Origin of the sequence: Aquimarina amphilecti (genome assembly GCF_900109375.1) — a bacterium.
In the GTDB taxonomy this organism is placed as follows: Bacteria; Bacteroidota; Bacteroidia; order Flavobacteriales; family Flavobacteriaceae; genus Aquimarina; species Aquimarina amphilecti.
In genome coordinates this window covers 1-17,727 of sequence record NZ_FOAB01000014.1, presented here as the reverse complement: position 1 = coordinate 17,727, position 17,727 = coordinate 1, and the positions used below count along the sequence as shown (strand labels likewise).

The 17,727-nt window shown below is 31.4% G+C and carries 15 protein-coding genes; 9 read left to right on the top strand and 6 right to left on the bottom strand.

Going from position 1 to position 17,727, the window contains the following annotated elements:
• Positions 1 to 50 precede the first annotated feature (50 nt).
• The gene (locus tag BMY33_RS23100; protein WP_091412941.1) at positions 51 to 701 is read left to right on the top strand and encodes an endonuclease III domain-containing protein; all 651 of its coding nucleotides are present in this window, start codon (positions 51 to 53) and stop codon (positions 699 to 701) included.
• 43 nt (positions 702 to 744) lie between these two features.
• Here the strand turns inward: BMY33_RS23100 and BMY33_RS23665 are convergent, their stop codons facing one another.
• On the bottom strand, positions 745 to 894 hold the full coding sequence (locus BMY33_RS23665) for a hypothetical protein (protein WP_170837166.1): 150 nt from the start codon (positions 892 to 894) through the stop codon (positions 745 to 747).
• Between the two features lie 74 nt (positions 895 to 968).
• Positions 969 to 1,553 (bottom strand): RNA polymerase sigma factor, encoded by a 585-nt coding sequence (locus BMY33_RS23095; protein WP_091412939.1) that lies wholly within the window; start codon positions 1,551 to 1,553, stop codon positions 969 to 971.
• A gap of 240 nt (positions 1,554 to 1,793) precedes the next feature.
• On the opposite strand from BMY33_RS23095, the gene uvrA reads away from it, so the two are divergent.
• The 5 genes from uvrA to BMY33_RS23070 all read left to right on the top strand — a co-directional run bounded on the left by uvrA (position 1,794) and on the right by BMY33_RS23070 (position 8,767).
• On the top strand, positions 1,794 to 4,574 hold the full coding sequence (gene uvrA, locus BMY33_RS23090; protein ID WP_091412937.1) for an excinuclease ABC subunit UvrA: 2,781 nt from the start codon (positions 1,794 to 1,796) through the stop codon (positions 4,572 to 4,574).
• An 85-nt stretch (positions 4,575 to 4,659) separates the two neighbouring features.
• On the top strand, positions 4,660 to 5,304 hold the full coding sequence (locus BMY33_RS23085; RefSeq protein WP_091412935.1) for a peroxiredoxin-like family protein: 645 nt from the start codon (positions 4,660 to 4,662) through the stop codon (positions 5,302 to 5,304).
• Positions 5,305 to 5,431: 127 nt separating this feature from the next.
• On the top strand, positions 5,432 to 6,079 hold the full coding sequence (locus tag BMY33_RS23080) for a hypothetical protein (RefSeq protein WP_091412933.1): 648 nt from the start codon (positions 5,432 to 5,434) through the stop codon (positions 6,077 to 6,079).
• 144 nt (positions 6,080 to 6,223) lie between these two features.
• Positions 6,224 to 7,321 (top strand): amidohydrolase family protein, encoded by a 1,098-nt coding sequence (locus BMY33_RS23075; RefSeq protein WP_091412931.1) that lies wholly within the window; start codon positions 6,224 to 6,226, stop codon positions 7,319 to 7,321.
• A 180-nt stretch (positions 7,322 to 7,501) separates the two neighbouring features.
• Complete coding sequence (locus BMY33_RS23070; protein ID WP_091412929.1) at positions 7,502 to 8,767, top strand: splicing factor U2AF large subunit; 1,266 nt, start codon at positions 7,502 to 7,504, stop codon at positions 8,765 to 8,767.
• A gap of 61 nt (positions 8,768 to 8,828) precedes the next feature.
• Here BMY33_RS23070 and BMY33_RS23065 read toward each other — a convergent pair whose 3' ends face one another.
• Genes BMY33_RS23065 through BMY33_RS23050 form a run of 4 tightly spaced genes read right to left on the bottom strand, consistent with a single transcriptional unit; the run spans position 8,829 to position 14,336 of the window.
• Positions 8,829 to 10,286, bottom strand: a complete 1,458-nt coding sequence (locus BMY33_RS23065; protein ID WP_091412927.1) for a lipopolysaccharide biosynthesis protein — start codon at positions 10,284 to 10,286, stop codon at positions 8,829 to 8,831.
• Positions 10,287 to 10,303: 17 nt separating this feature from the next.
• Positions 10,304 to 11,593, bottom strand: a complete 1,290-nt coding sequence (locus BMY33_RS23060; protein WP_091412925.1) for a glycosyltransferase family 4 protein — start codon at positions 11,591 to 11,593, stop codon at positions 10,304 to 10,306.
• 3 nt (positions 11,594 to 11,596) lie between these two features.
• Positions 11,597 to 14,035, bottom strand: coding sequence for a YfhO family protein (locus BMY33_RS23055; RefSeq protein ID WP_091412923.1), 2,439 nt, complete (start codon positions 14,033 to 14,035; stop codon positions 11,597 to 11,599).
• Positions 14,036 to 14,066: 31 nt separating this feature from the next.
• Positions 14,067 to 14,336 (bottom strand): DUF4834 family protein, encoded by a 270-nt coding sequence (locus tag BMY33_RS23050; protein WP_091412921.1) that lies wholly within the window; start codon positions 14,334 to 14,336, stop codon positions 14,067 to 14,069.
• 100 nt (positions 14,337 to 14,436) lie between these two features.
• On the opposite strand from BMY33_RS23050, the gene BMY33_RS23045 reads away from it, so the two are divergent.
• From BMY33_RS23045 to BMY33_RS23035, 3 genes are all read left to right on the top strand, one after another.
• Positions 14,437 to 16,092, top strand: coding sequence for a transporter (locus BMY33_RS23045; RefSeq protein WP_170837165.1), 1,656 nt, complete (start codon positions 14,437 to 14,439; stop codon positions 16,090 to 16,092).
• Positions 16,093 to 16,329: 237 nt separating this feature from the next.
• Positions 16,330 to 17,034, top strand: a complete 705-nt coding sequence (locus BMY33_RS23040) for a FadR/GntR family transcriptional regulator (protein ID WP_091412916.1) — start codon at positions 16,330 to 16,332, stop codon at positions 17,032 to 17,034.
• A gap of 285 nt (positions 17,035 to 17,319) precedes the next feature.
• A partial coding sequence (locus BMY33_RS23035; RefSeq protein WP_170837164.1) for a carboxypeptidase-like regulatory domain-containing protein occupies positions 17,320 to 17,727 on the top strand: 408 nt, incomplete at its 3' end.

Below are 17,727 nucleotides of genomic sequence, written 5' to 3'. Positions count from 1 at the left end.
CATAGAAACACTCAAATATTTATATTTTAGCATAAAATAATATCACACATATGACCAAGCAAGAGAAAGTAGATTTTACTATCAAAAAGCTTAAAGAACTATACCCTAGAATACCAATACCATTGGATCATAAAGACCCATACACATTGCTTATAGCTGTTCTTATGAGTGCTCAAAGCACAGATGTTAGAGTAAATAAAATAACTCCTCTCCTATTTGAAAAAGCAGATAATCCATATAGGATGGTTAAACTAACTGTAGAAGAAATAAGAGAAATTATAAAACCCGTAGGATTAAGTCCAATGAAATCTAAAGGGATTCATGGATTGTCTCAAATATTAATAGATAAACATAACGGAGAAGTACCTCAGAGTTTTGAAGATTTAGAGGAATTACCAGCTGTAGGGCATAAAACTGCTGGTGTAGTAATGTCTCAGGCATTTGGAATACCTGCATTTCCGGTAGATACACATATTCATCGCTTGATGTATCGTTGGGGGTTTAGTAATGGTAAAAACGTTACCCAAACAGAAAAAGATGCAAAACGTCTATTTCCAAAAGAATTATGGAACGATCTTCATCTACAAATTATTTGGTATGGACGAGAATACTCTCCTGCTAGAGGTTGGGATCTGGATAAAGATATAATAACCAAAACTATAGGAAGAAAAACAGTAATTAATGAATATCTAAAAAAATAAAAGACCCGCTATTATCATAGCAGGTCTTTTACAAAGTTTAGTTTTAATTTAGAAGCGCTTCAAACTTCATTTTATTGTAATCTATAACACTTAAAGCCTTTGAGTAATTCAAAAGAAAATCTACTGTAATTTTCTTTGGTACTAATTGTTGTTGCTCCTCTTTTCGAGAAGACTTAAAGTAAAATTTTGCCATATTAACTTATCTTAAAGTAAGGGTTATTTTTTATAAATAACGATGACAAATATACTTTATTGCATAAAGAAATGTTAATTCGTTAAAACAATGTTGTTTTTCTCAATAACCTTTCTAAGGTTTATTAAAGCGTATCTCATTCTTCCTAACGCAGTATTGATACTTACACCTGTTTTATCAGAGATTTCTTTAAAGCTCATATCTCTATACATTCTCATAACCAAAACTTCCTTTTGGTCTTCAGGTAATTCCTGTATCAAATTACGCAAGTCTTCTTCTACTTGATCTTTGATTATTCTTTTTTCCGCATTTAGATCTCCATCACTAATAATAGAGAATATACTAAATTCTCCATTATCTTCGAATTTAGGCATACGGTTACCTTTTCTAAAATGATCAATCACTAAATTATGTGCAATACGCATCACCCAAGGTAAAAATTTTCCTTCTTCGTTATATTTTCCAAGTTTTAGTGTACGAATCACTTTAATAAAAGTATCCTGAAAAATATCTTCAGCGACATCTCTATCAAAAACTTTAGAATAAATAAAACTGTAAATACGTTGCTTGTGACGTTCTATTAACGTAGATAATGCACATTCGTCACCTTTGATGTAATTATTAACCAGAACAGCATCTGATATCTTGTAATCTTTCATACCTATCACTTTATTTTAGTACCAACAAGCTTGGGGCTCGGGCTATGTTAAACTTTAAAGTAATGGTATACTATAGGCTATTCTTTTTTAGATTTTGGTTCAATTACTGGGGCTAATATAGTAACAATCCTTGAAAATCAAACTATTTTGTGTTAATTTTTTTAACTTAACTTTCAATATCAATACCTTAGAATACTTGTTTAGTAATTATTATATTTGTCCTCACACCGCATAATTGCTATGATTCAAGACATTACTACCCTAGATCCAAAACACAATATATTAATTAAAGGAGCCAAACTGCATAATCTCAAAAATTTAGATGCAGCAATCCCAAGAAATAAATTAGTGGTAATCACTGGGTTATCTGGGTCAGGTAAATCTAGTCTAGCATTTGACACATTATATGCTGAGGGGCAAAGGAGGTATGTAGAAAGTCTTTCTTCTTACGCAAGGCAATTCCTTGGACGACTTAATAAACCCAAAGTAGAATATATAAAAGGGATAGCTCCTGCTATTGCCATTGAACAAAAAGTGAATTCTACGAATCCAAGATCCACCGTAGGTACGACTACAGAGATATATGATTATTTAAAATTACTTTTTGCTAGAATAGGAAAAACCTACTCTCCTATTTCAGGTAATCAGGTCAAAAAAGATACGGTAACTGATGTTATTGAATATGTAAAAGAATGTGAAGAAGGTGAAAAGTTATTATTACTTGCACCAATTCACGTAGAAAGCGGCAGAACAACAGAAGAGAAACTTAAAGTATTACAACAACAAGGATATGCTCGAGTAAAAATCAATGATACTGTTTGTAGGATCGAAGAAGCGCATATTACCAAAAAAGACATAGTTCATCTTGTTATTGACCGAATTATAAAACGAGATGAAGAAGATTTTTATAATCGTTTAGCAGATGCAGTAGCCTCTGCTTTTTTTGAAGGAAAAGGAACCTGTTATATTGAAACCTTAAAAGATAATAGCTCACGACAATTTAGTAATAAATTTGAGTTGGATGGGATGACTTTTTTAGAACCTAATGTTCATTTATTTAGCTTCAATAATCCGTATGGAGCCTGTCCGGAATGCGAAGGATACGGTGATGTAATTGGTATTGATGAAGATCTTGTGATACCAAATACTTCTCTTAGTATATATGAAGGAGCTGTTTTTCCTTGGAAAGGTGACACAATGAGTTGGTATAAAGATCAACTAGTTAATAGTGCATACAAATTCGATTTTCCGATACACAAACCCTATTTCGAACTATCTCCTGAACATAAAGAATTACTTTGGAAAGGAAATAAATATTTTGAAGGTATAGATAGTTTTTTTATTGAATTAGAAGCAAAAGCCTACAAAATTCAAAACAGAGTAATGCTTTCACGATACCGCGGTAAGACCAAATGTGCTAGTTGTAAAGGGAAAAGATTACGTTCTGAAACTAATTATGTGAAAATTAGTAACGCTACTCTTACAGACCTTGTAGAAAAGCCGTTAGATGAACTCTCAGATTTCTTTAAAACCATCGAACTTAATGAATATGATGCACAAATTGGTAAACGTTTATTAAAAGAAATAAATAGTAGACTAGAGTTTTTGGACAATGTAGGATTACAATACCTAACATTAAACCGTAAATCAAATACTTTATCTGGTGGAGAATCTCAGCGAATTAATCTAGCAACTTCTTTAGGTAGTAGTTTGGTGGGATCGATGTATATTTTAGATGAACCAAGTATAGGTTTGCACCCTAAAGACACCGAAAAATTAATAAAAGTTCTTCAGTCTTTGCGTGATTTGGGGAATACAGTTATTGTAGTTGAGCATGATGAAGATATTATGAAAGCTGCTGATGTTATTCTAGATATTGGGCCGGAAGCGGGTACTTTTGGAGGTAATTTAGTAGCTAATGGTACTTTTGATCAAATCCTTGCCTCCGATTCTCTTACTGCAAAATACCTGAATGGTGATCTAGAAATTGAAGTGCCTAAAGAAAGAAAAACTTCTAAATATTATTTAGAAATTATTGGTGCGAGAGAAAATAATTTAAAAAATGTAGATGTAAAAATTCCACTTGGTATTTTCACAGCAATCACTGGAGTTTCTGGTAGTGGAAAAAGTACTTTAGTAAAGAAGATTGTATATCCGGCTATTTTAAAACAATTGGGCGGTTATGGTGAAAAAGCTGGACAATTTACAGAGTTAAAAGGAAATTACAGTAATATAAAGCATGTAGAATTTGTAGATCAAAATCCTATCGGTCGTTCTTCTAGGTCCAATCCAGTTACCTACATTAAAGCATATGATGATATTAGAGCTCTATTTGCCAGTCAAAAACTTTCGAAAATCCGTAATTACCAATCCAAACACTTTTCATTTAATGTAGATGGAGGACGCTGTGAAACTTGTAAAGGAGAAGGAGAAGTAACTATAGAAATGCAGTTCATGGCAGATGTGCATTTAGAATGTGAAACTTGTGGTGGAAAGCGATTTAAAAAAGATGTGCTAGAAGTAACTTTTGAAGATAAAAACATAGACGATATCCTTACAATGACTATTGATAATGCTATCGATTTTTTCTCAGAACATAATCAAGCTAAAATTATAAGAAAACTACAACCTTTGCAGGATGTAGGTCTTGGATATGTGCAATTAGGTCAGAGTTCCTCTACCCTTTCCGGTGGAGAAGCACAACGAATTAAGCTTGCTTCATTTTTGGTAAAAGGAAATACCAAAGATAAAGCATTGTTTATTTTTGATGAACCAACGACGGGTTTACATTTTCACGATATTAAAAAACTATTAAAATCGTTTAATGAATTAATTGCCAAAGGACATTCTATTTTAGTTATTGAACATAACTTAGATTTAGTAAAATGTGCTGATTATGTTATAGACTTAGGTCCGGAAGGAGGAATAAATGGAGGGGTTATTATTGCTAAAGGAACTCCAGAAGAAGTTAGCAAAAACAAAAAATCATATACTGGTCAATATCTAAAAGAAAAGATTTAAAAACATTAACATAATTGTAATAAATTATTCTGTAAAGTAAAGTGAAACATTACGGCTAAGCTAACCAATAATTAAAATTTAAAGAATGTCACTTACAGAACAATTAAAAACACGAGCTGCTCAATCAGCAAATAAATATCCAGAAACCGTTCATAAAATAATGAATACTGGTATCTCTGAACTTAGAGACAGTCAACTAGCAAATCGATCGTTAAAGACGGGTGATAAAATACCAGAAATACAATTACCAAATGCTGCGGATAAAAATATATCTATACAAGAATTATTAGTTTCCAAAAAAGTGGTACTTACTTTTTATCGCGGCGGTTGGTGTCCTTATTGTAATCTAGAATTACAAGCTTTACAAGGGTTTCAAAATCAATTCGAAGCGTTGGGAGCTACTTTGGTTGCAATTAGCCCAGAAACACCTGATAATTCTCTTAATACATCTGAGAAAAATAATCTGAGTTTTGAAGTTCTCTCTGATATTGATAATAAAATTGCAAATGAATTTAATTTAGTATTCACGCTACCAAAAGATTTAATAGAAGTTTATAAAGGGTTTGGAATAGATTTAATTAAAAGTAACGGTAACGAAGATCATCAATTACCTATTGCTGCAACTTATGTAATTGATCAAGACGGAACTATTACATATGATTTTATTAAAGAAGATTACAAAGAAAGAGCTGATCCAGAAGAGATAATCAAACACTTGAAAAACAACTAACTACACCTCTTTTAACAAACATTTCATCATAACACAAAAAATTTTGGCACGCCATTTGGTTATTTACTAATCAAATAGCGGAAACCGAAAAGCTAATGAGTAGGTAAAAACCCAAAACATTTTAGTTATGAAAAAAATGATACTTTTTATTGCAGCAATGTTACTAATTGGAACAACTGCACAAGCGACCAATCAAGAACTGTCGGATCAAGTTGATAGGGTTACAAAACGCTATCGTGATACACAACCTATTGTATTTGTCGAAGGTGGTATAAGATTCTTTGTATATCCTAATGGAGAAATTGATTTTAAAACTCCTAGAAGAAGAAACTATAATAATCGGGATTGGAATACTAGAAATTATAATACTCCTGGACGTACTAGAGGTTACAGATCGAATAATCGTTTTACTGTAAGATATGATTACTATGGAAGATTAAGACGTGTTGGTATTACCACCATAGGATATAATAGATTTGATCAAGTTAAAAGAATTGGTTCCGTTTTAATTAAATATAACAGAAGAGGAAAATTAGCTAAGATTGGTGGACTACACATATATTATGGAAAAAGAGGAAGAATAAAACATATAGAAGGAAATATTCATCATACAGGATGCGGTTTCTGTGGTGTAGATGGATGTAGTATCACTCACGATTCTCATTATAACTTTAATAGAAAATCAAATCATAAAGATTGGAAAAATCATAATGATGATGATAATTACAAGAATAGAAAAAGAAAAAAGAAATATAATAATCATGATGATGATTAATATAATTTAGTTAGTTGGTTAGTTGTTAGAAAGCCTGTTATCGTTTTGATAGCAGGCTTTCTCTTTTAACTAAAAATGTTAAGGTTTCTTCTAGACAAGGTGAATATTTTATATTTATATAGTAAAATAGCAATATAATTTTTTATGAAATTCTACAAAATCTCATTCTTCGTAATTTCAATTTTAAGTATTCACATGTTGGTTGCACAAAAAATGCAATTTGAAGATTATGATCCCCCTTCTACCCTTGTGGTTCCAGAAAATATCATAAAAAAAGCAAAATTTCCTTTTATCGATGTACACAACCATCAGTTTAGAATGCCTACTCAAGATCTAAAGGAGTTAGTAACTGAAATGGATAAATTAAACATGGCGGTAATGGTTAATTTATCTGGCCGAGGAAGAGGATCTGATGAGCATCTAAAAGGAGCATTAGAAAATGTAAAAACCAATACTCCCTCACGCTTTATAGTGTTTACCAATATTAACTTACAAGGTATTGATGATCCAAATTGGACGGAAAACACCGTCGCTCAATTAGAAAAAGATGTAGCTATGGGTGCCAATGGTTTAAAAATATATAAAAGCCAAGGAATGGATAATAAAGATAGTAAAGGCAATAGAATTAAAATAAATGATCCTCGCATCGGACCTGTATGGGAAAAATGTGGTGAATTAGGTATTCCTGTATTAATCCACGCTGCAGATCCGAAATCATTTTGGGATGCACACGATAATCAAAATGAAAGATGGTTAGAATTAAAACTACGCTCAAGAAGAAAAAGAGATGCTAATGTGACTGGCTCGTGGGAAACAATTATAAAGGAACAACATAGCATATTTAGAAAACATACAAACACTAAATTTATTAATGCACATTTAGGGTGGTATGGGAATGATTTAGCGAAACTTGCCAAGTTAATGGACGAAATACCAAATATGTATTCTGAAATCGGAGCGGTGATTGCCGAACTTGGAAGACAACCACGAAATGCTAAAGTTTTTTTGACTAAATATCAAGATAGAATAATGTTCGGTAAAGATTCCTGGAATCCTGAAGAATACTATACTTATTTTAGAGTTCTTGAATCCAATGATGAATATTTTCCATATTATAAACGATATCATGCCTTCTGGAAAATGTATGGGTTAGATTTAAGCGATGAAGTCTTGAAAAAATTATATTATAAAAATGCATTAAATGTTATTCCCAATATTGATAAAAATTTATTTCCAGAATAACACCATTTTACTTAAATCAAAAAAAATAAACATAAAGCACTAATAAACAGGTTTTTATAAATAAAAATCATTTCATTCACTAATACTCTATACAATAATCTGTGTTTTTGGCACGCTGCTTGATACTATATAAACGAGTGATAAAAACTAATTTTTACACTTCTTTTAAAATCACAGATTATGAAAAATATTGTTTTACTATTTACAGGCTTACTATTAGCATCTTTTACTGCTAATGCTTTTGACACAAATACAGAAACTGTTTCTAGATATTATAATTACGGAAAATCATTCATTTTTAGTGAAAGCGGAGTTGAATTTTCTGTGTACGCAGATGGGCAGTTTGATTTTTATGTAAACGGACAGAGAAATGGTGTAAGCGTTAATGTTAATCGTCCTGGAGTAAATATCAGTTTCAATTCTGGTTATGATTACGATGCTTACGTACAGTATGATGATTATGGAGCTGTAGTTCAGGTAGAAAATGTACCTATCTTCTATGATTATTATGGTAGAATTAGTCAAGCAGGTGATATATACATTAACTACAATCGCTTTGGGAGAGTATCTAGAGTTGGTGATTTATATGTAAACTATAATAGCTACGGTAATTTTATAAACTGTACTGGATATATCAATAGTTTTAACAGACACTATACATACAGACCTTTTCACGCATTCTTTACCGTACCAGTTGTAAGCAGATGTATCGTGTTTAACAGACCTTACAGAAGATTTTATAATCCATATAGATGTTCATTTAACGTTTTTAGAACAAACTATTACAACGGGTATTACGCAAAACCATATAGAAGTCGTAACTATTATAGACCAAATCAAAGAGTAGCTAGTTATAATAGAGGTAATAGAGTTAGCAGAGCAAGAAGTATTGATTACAGATCTCGAGATAGAAGAACGGCTATGTATAAGAGAAATGATCGTAATTATAGAACTGTAAATCGAAGTAGATCTACTTCTGTAAATAGAAATAGAACAGGAGTAAATAATAATACTTCTAGAAGCAGAAGTGTACAGTCTAGAGATAGAGCAAGATCTACTAACAGAAGTGTTCAGAACAGAAATAAAGTAAAGAATACGCAAAGAACTAGAAACGCAGTTACTAGTCGCTCTACAAGGAATGCAGAAACAAGAAATCAAGTTCGAAGAGCCGATCAGAATAGAGTTAAATCGACTCCAAGATCACAGAGGACTAGAAATACAGTTGCTAATAGATCTACTAGAAGTAACAATAAAGTAAGAACAACGACTAAAAGTAATAGAAATAATCGTTCAGGAAATGTAACAAAACGTTCTAATAACAGTCGATATACTAGTAAAGGAACTAATAGTTCTAGAGCTAAAACACAAAAACAAAGAAGTAATACTTCTAACAGAAAAGCAAGATCAAATAATTCAAGATCTCGTACTGCTAGAAGTAGAAGTTAAAAAATTATAAAGAATTTATTTTTTTGGTTGGTTAGTTGGAAAATCCCCCAGAGTAGTATGCTTAGGCACCTCGGGGGATTTTCTTTATTATAGTATTAATATCATCTGATATTTTAAGAAAATATAATAAAGCAATATAAGCAATCCCTATAATAATACTTTTCAAAGCAATGTTTACTATCGGATAAAATCCAAAATCCCAAAAATAAAACCCAAATACAAATATTATAATAAGCATTAGAATTAAAAATGTTTTCTTAGAAAACGGATGCATTTTAAACTTGATTTGAACAATCAATACTTTTGCCAAATTATAACAAAAAACTGCAGCAAAAGTTGCTATTGCAGCTCCTTCTACACCAAATATTGGAATACAAATCCAATTAAGAATAAACGCCAAAATAGCCATTCCAATTCCAATGTATAAAATCAATCGATAATAATCTGAATTAAATAATATAGAGTTATTATTTCCCAACAAATTATCAAATAATTTAGCACTCCCTATTAATACAACCACCCATATAAACAATTCATACTCTTGCGGAATTAACTCAAACAACTGATTTACGTTACATAGTATCAATACGAATAATAATCCACTAATAGCAAAAAGGTTCAATGAACTTTTTTCATACAATACCTTAAGTTCTTTAATTTTTTTCTCATTAATTAACTTAGCCGTCAACGGATACGTAATTTGATGCATTGCACGAGAAGGGATTATAATGACACTAGCAATATATGCGCAAATACCGTATTTAGCGACATACTCTATAAGAAGATAACGTTCTATCATTGTTTTATCTAAATCAATTAAGAATGTTGCAACCGATCCAGCCAATAAAATCAATAAAGAATACTTAAAAACAGAAGAATAGTTTTTAGGTAAAGAAAAACTAAATTTAAAATCTTGCAACCCATACACATATACCACCATAACACATAATCTAGCAATGTAAACAATGACAATTGCATATATAAACTGTACCACCGTTATTATCTCAAAATATACCAGAATTAGAAGTATCATGATACAAACCCGTACAAATAGCTCTTTCAAAATATTACCAAAAACACTTTTCAGTTTTACTTTTGCCCAAGCAAAAAATATTTCAAAATAAGACAAGGCAATCGTTATTACATAAATAGTCCAGATATAAGGCTGTACTATTGAATTATTGTCACTAAAAAAATCTTGAATATACTTGTACGAAACAGAACCTATAGCCCCAATAATTATGGCAATAAACAGTGGTGAGATCAGCATTATGGTCATAAACCTATTCCGCTCTTTTTTATCAGAATAAGAAGAATAAAACTTAACAATAGTATTATGCGCCCCAAATGCCATCAAAGGCCAAATTAAATTAGATACTGAAAACAAGTAAGAAACGAGTCCATAATACTCTTCGTCAATAAATTTTGTAAATAAAAAAAGAGTGTTAATAGCACCAATCCCAAACCCTAAACAGGTAATGATAACATTTTTTATAGATTGATTTACTACTATTCCCACGATATTAAAGTATGATTTTATTTATTGAATCTCTTAAGTAACGAAGACATTTCTTTGGTAAGCGCTCTCCTACTATACTTTTCAATACCTTTCGTCTCTGTTATTAAATTTCCTTCTTGAAATTTTCTGAAACACTCAAGTATTACTTTTTTCATTTCACTATACTCCTGAAATTCAAAAAAATGACCAGAATTTGTTTCTTTTATCAATTTGGAGATATCTGCACCTTTAGGCCCTACTGCAAGAATAGGTCTTCCAGAAATCATATATTCAAATAATTTTCCAGGTATAATACATTTAGTTTCTTCGCTATTAATTTCCACTAACAATAAAACCTGAGAACTACGCTGAATCTCTATTGCTTCTTTATGTGATACATACCCTTTATTTTCCAAAAAAATAGACAAACCTGCCTCCTTGATAGATGATAACACATCTTCACTTACAGCTCCCACAAGTCGCAATCTAAAATCTTTTGCAAAATCCGTGTTTTCTTCAGTTAGGTCATATAGTACTTTCCATAGTTTTTCTGGGTTCCTTCCCGACAATAAAGAACCTATATGAGAAACCGTAAACTTAGTATCCAATTGTATATCCGAAACCTTTTCTGTATCATATCCATTCGTAATTACAGAGATAGGTTTATTAGTAATCTCTGTAAATTCTTCTTTTGTTGTATAACTTGTAACTGTTATATGATCTACCGTGTTTAATACGTGTTTTTCTAAAGCCTTGTGTTTATCTATAGATCGTTTCGTTAATTTTAATTTATTATGATATCCAATGGTTGTCCATGGATCTCTAAAATCAGCAATCCAACTAAGATCTAGTTTATCTTTAAGCTCCTTACCTATTAAATGAACACTATGTGGAGGACCCGTAGTTATAATAGTATTAATATTATTATCTTCAATATATTTTGAAAGAAACTTAACAGAAGGTCCTACCCAAAATTTACGAGCATCTGGTATAAAAAAGTTTCCTCTTATATAAAGTAACAGTTTCTGAATTAAGGATTGCTTGTTATCTTTTGCTATAATCCCTTTGCTAATAGTTTTGGATTCATTTTTAGAAAAAACTTCTGCAAAACGATAAGGTTCAAAAATTGGATGCTCTATAATCCGTACTCCTTTCGGAATATCTTTGAACAAAGATTCATCTGTTAAAGGGTATGTTGGATTTTTAGGAATATAAACTATAGGTTCGATTCCGAATTCACTAAAATATTTAACAAATTTAAGCCAACGTTGTACTCCAGGACCTCCCGCAGGAGGCCAATAATATGTTATCAGTAATACTTTCAAAATATTTTATGCGTTCTCTTCTAAAACCATTCCTTTTCGTTTTTTATATTCGAAAAAAAGTGCTCCCAAAAATAGTAACCCAAAGATAATAGAACTTGCCAAAGTAATAGTACTTCCCGTTTTTACAACTTGAGGTTCAAATTTAAATTCTATTGTATGCTTCCCTGCAGGAACTTTTAAACCTCGTAACATATAATTAACTGGATAGATATTTTCAAGGTTTCCATCTATATAAGCCTTCCATCCATCTTTATAATATGTTTCCGAAAAAACAAGAAATCCGGGTTTCTCTGTATATGAATTATACGCCAAATGATCAGGTTCTGTTTTGGATATAGAAATCGTAGAAATACTATCTCTTGACGGTTTATAATTCTTTAACTCTTCTTTAAAATCATTTCTAATAACAGCTGTGTTCTTAGTATTTATAGTATTTAAAGCTTCAAATTCTGATTTATATCCATCAACAAATTTTAAATCATTTATAAACCAAGCAGGGCCATTTACTGAAGGGTTTTCCTGGACATCTAGTCTTCTTTCTTCATTTTGTTGAATAACATACTTTATATTAAGCATATTAATAACTTGTAAATTTCCTTTTGCAATATGACCAAAATAGACATCTTCCATTTTTCTTGGCCGGACCGCGGAGTATCCGTTTACTGTATTAAAGAAATAATTGGTATGGGAGTTATTAAAACCTCTCGCTTGATCCAACACCCTATAATAAGACTTATCTTTTAAAATTTCCTGATCTACAGCTGTTGGTTGAAAATATGATTTATAAGTTCGTTTAGAAATAAAAGATTCACTATCCACACTACGACGATCTACACTAACTAAATCTACAAGAATAAGGATACCAACTCCTACGAGCATTAAGTTTTCAGAAAGTTTCTTTTTTAAGGTAAACCACAACAAACCACCGATTAACAAAATAAAAATTAATGAACGTAAACTATCACTTTTCATAATAGTAATACGATCTTCTTTGATAGCATCAAAAATAGCAGGTTGTTCTATTGCTAATTGTACATCTCCAGGAGATTTAAAACTAAATAGACTTCCTCCAAACAACCAGAAAATTAAACATAACCCACCAAAAACACCTAAGGATATTAAGAATTTCTTTTGTCTTTCTTGGAAAGATTTTTTCTCATTGAACAATTGATACAAACCAAATACAGCTGCAATTGGCACAACTAACTCTAGGATCACTTGAATACTGGATACCGCCCTAAACTTATTATATAATGGGACATAATCTACAAAGAATCGAGTTAAGAAATCTAAGTTTTTACCCCAACTTAATACTAGAGATAGAATGATTCCACCTAGTAACCACCATCTTAGTCTACCTTTTACTAATAACAGCCCTAATAATGCTAGAAACACTACCGTTATCCCAAGATATGGAGGTGCTTCTACAAAAGGCTGAGCTCCCCAATATAATCCAGTAACATTAGCATAATAATCCGCTTGTTCTGGTGGTTGACCTAACTCAATCAATTTTTGATAAAAAGCAGAATCTTTTCCCAAATCAGAAGCCCGTCCTAATCCCATTAATTTAGGGACAAAAAGGTTTAAAGACTCTAATTTACCATAACTATACTCAGTAATGTATTCATAATCTAATCCATTCTTTTCTGAATCAGTTGTAGTAGCATCTGCCAATAAGTTTTTACCACGAATACTAGTTGCCGCATATTCTGAAGTTGATAACAAGGTTGTTGCATTCGTTGCTAGACCCAAAATAGCAGCTACAATCAATATAACCGATGATTTAAGAAAATGTGGTATTTCTTTTCTTTTAAAAGCATCAATGAAATATGTAACTCCAATTATAAATACTAATAACCCTAGGTAATAGGTCATTTGGTAATGATTCGCTTGAATTTCTAATCCCATAGCTAATGCTGTAAGCATAAATCCCCAGACATAGCGCTTTTGAAAAACTAACAGAATCCCTGCAATTACTAACGGAAAATAAGCAATTGCGTGTGCTTTAGAATTATGTCCGACGCCTATTATAATTATAAGATATGCAGAAAAACCAAATGCCAATGCTCCAAGAATTGCCATTTTCCAAGGAATTCGCATCACTAATAATAAAATATAAAAACTAGTAAGATATAGAAAAAGATAATCTGCTGGCCTTGGTAAAAATCGAATCAATCGATCTAACTTATCCATATAATCATGAGGAAATCTAGCTCCAAGCTGATAAGTAGGCATACCACCATATGCAGAATTATTCCAAAAAGTTTCTTCACCTGTATTTTTACGATGATCCTTTTGTTGTTTTGCCATGCCCTCATAAAGCTTAATATCATTCTGAAACAACATTTTTCCACTAAGGACAGGATTAAAAAATGCAAGAGAAGCAATTATAAAACCTAAAATAACAAGTAAATGAGGTATGAATCTTTTTAGATAAGCCATCATGTGCGAAACAATTTATGATTGAAGCGCCAAATTAATCAATTTCCTCAAAATCGATGTACTCACCTACATCTTTATTACTAGATTTTTCTTTAGGCTTTTTATCGATAGTAGTATCATTATTAGGAGAAGATTGTGGTTCTTGATATTGCTGAAATTGCTGTTGAAACTTTTCTCCAGCTTTCTTTGTTACATATCTAAGCAATAGAGGACCAAATAAACGCGTTAGTATCTTTAATCCATAATATATTAATAATAGAATGAGAATTACCTTTAACACCCCTGATAAAGAAGCTAATTGCATATTATTTTTTTTCAAAAATAGGGAACTCTCTATACAATTACATGATGTCAGTCCTAAAAAAATGATAAAATCTGCTATATTTGAACCAAATCTATTGAATATGAGCCCTAAATTTATGCTGCTGTTAGTTAGCCTATTCCTACTAGGCTTCACTGCATCTGCACAATACACTGAGAAAATTAACACGAATAGACCCGGAACCTCTCAGGGAGCTTTCTCAGTTGGTAACAATGTATTACAGCTAGAAGGTGGATTTGGTATTGGAAAGGAAAAACATAAACTATTTAATACCAAAACAAATACTTTTAATTTTGATTATGCTATTAGATATGGATTACTGATAGAACAACTTGAAATTAATATAAATGGTAGTTTCAGAAGTGAGGGTATTAGACAAACGGTTGGAGCAAATGAAGAAAAAATAAGAAGAACAGATTTTGAATATAATACCATCGGAGTTAAATACCTTATATATGATCCATATAAAAAACCAAAAGAAAATGATTCTATAAACTATGATGAATTAAAAAGTTGGAAAGAACGCTATAGATTCAAATGGAAAAACCTTATTCCTGCTGTATCTGCATATGTAGGTATGAACTATGTGAATACCGATAACCCTTTCACATTTACTAATGACCAAACAATTAGCCCAAAAATTGTTGTAATGACACAGAATAACTGGTGGACTAGTAATGCTGGGAGTTGGGTGTTAGTTACAAATCTTATAGTAGATAAAATAACTACAGATAATCCTGCATATGGTTGGATTATAACAAGTACTCACACTCTAAATGATAAATGGGCCGTCTTTGGAGAATATCAGGGACAGAAAAGTGATTTTTATAGTGATAATATAATCAGACTTGGTGGAGCTTATCTATTTAATAATGACCTACAAATTGATGCAAATATTGCAACAAATTTTAAAGACACCCCTTCCATTTTTAGAGTAAGTGTAGGGGCCTCCTATCGATTTGATTGGCATAATAAAGATGAGATCATAGAAAAACCAGGTTTCGAGAGTGGTATAAAAGGAAAAGAAGATGAAGAAGAATTAAACAAAAAAGAAAGTGATAGTTTAAATATTGATCAAGAGTTTGAAGAAATAGAAAATGATAGTTTAAAATTAGAGAAAACTCCATTTATTAATGAATTCGAAGATGGGAGCCATAGAAATGCTATGGAGCAAGATCTAGACGAAAGAAGAACAGAACAACGTTTAGAACGTGAACGAATAGAAAAAGAAAAGCAAGATAAGAAAGATGATAAAAAGTTCCAGAAAGAAGAACGTAGAAGATTGAAACGTGAAGCAAAAGAAGCTAAAAAAGCAGAAAAAGCCAAAATCAAAGCTGAAAAAGAAAAGCAAAAAATGATTGAGGATATAGATGCCGAGCTAGATAAAATGGAACAAGACGAGGGTGTAGATGATGAGTTAAAACAAATTGATGATGAGCTCAAAAAACTAGAAGAGATGGAGAAAGATCTCGAACCTGAAAAACCAAAAGAAGAAGAAAAGAAGAAGGACAAAGAGGTAGAGGAAGAAGAAGATATAGACGCTGCTTATGAAAAACTTCAGAAAGAACAAGAAAAAGTTAAGAAAGAAGAAGAAAAACGCAGAAAGAAGGAAGAGAAAAAGCGTTTAAAAGAAGAAAAGAAAAGAAAGAAAGAAGAAGAAAAACGAAAAAAAGCTGAGGAGAAAAAGAAAAAGAAAGAAGAGGAAGAAAAAGAAAATGAAAGTGATAATGAAGGGTAGTTCTCTATAGTTTTTTAATAATATTCCTACAAAAGGGCTGAACACATTGTGTTTAGCCCTTTTTTTACATCCATTCTTATCATATTACACTATTATGATTCTGTGCTCAATAATGATAATATCTAATAAAATGGAGTGATTTTTTAATATTTCTATCATTTTTTAACATTAAAAATACGTAGGTTAAAATAATTCTCTTATATTTGGTTAACCAATTTGGTTGACCAATTTAAAATTATGAGAATTAACTTAGAAACCGACCCATTATCACCAAAAGATGAAGTAGAAAAGGTGATATCCAAGATACGAGATCTAATTATTAACCGACAATTAGAACCTGGAGATAAATTACCATCAGAAAGAACACTATCCGAAAAATTTGGAGCTAGTAGAAGTCAATTACGACTGGCAATTCAAAAATTAGAATTTTATGGCTTAGTTAAAAGGTATCCTAAAAGCGGAACTTTCGTCTCTAAAATTGGAGTGGGCGCATTAAATTCTATGATGGCTAATATTTTACATTTACAAATACCAGATTTCAAGTCGTTAGTAGAAACAAGGCTAATATTAGAAACAAAAGCAGTAAAGCTCGCTGCTATAAGAAGAACGGATAAACAACTCTATCAAATAGAACAAGCACACGAGGCCTACATAAAAAAATCAATAAATGGAGAAAACGCCGTGGATGAAGATTTACTATTTCATCTAAAAGTAGCAGAAGCAAGTTGTAATAGTGTCATCAACTCTTTAATGTTAGTTATTACCCCTGAAATAATAACAAATTTCGTTACAAATAAGATTTGTGATGAGACTAACTTCTCTTCTCTAATTCAAGAACATCAAGATATTGTAAATGCAATAAAAGATAATGATCCTGACCAAGCAATTAAAAGTTTAAAAATTCATTTCAACGATTTATATAATTATTGTAATACTAATTAAAAACCTAGCCTATGTAAATTCTAATATTAAATGAAAAAAGGACAGGCGACAACCTATCCTCTTAAATTATTCTGTAATCACTTCAAGTTAGAGGGAGAAGTCAATTAACAAGAATAATAGCACACAATTACCTAAGTAAACATGCAGCCGCAAATATAACGAATCATGATATGGTTCAAATTTTGCCTTTGTTAATGTTTAGTTAAGTAACACACAAGTCCAAACAGCTTAAAAAAGCAGATAGACTTATATCTGAAATAAAACTAATCATTGAAACAATTACACATGAATCACAAAATAACTATAGCTTTATTACTATCGTTATTCTATCATTTTAGCTCATATGCGCAAGAAAGTTATGAGTTGACTGGTACAGTAACATCAATAGAAACAAATACACCTATTCCTGGTGTGAGTGTCCTTGTTATTGGATCTTCTACGGGAGCCGTAACCGATTTTGACGGGAAATATAGCATAAATGTAAAATCCGGAGATGTATTACAATTTTCCTATATAGGACTTACTACAAAAGATATTACCATATCTGGCCAGACTACATTAAACATATCTATGGAAGAAGATTCCGAAGCACTAGAAGAAATCGTTGTTGTGGGTTATGGATCTCAGCGCAAGAGTGATGTAACAGGTTCTGTATCTTCTGTAAAATCGGATGAATTAACGGCTTTTCCTGTG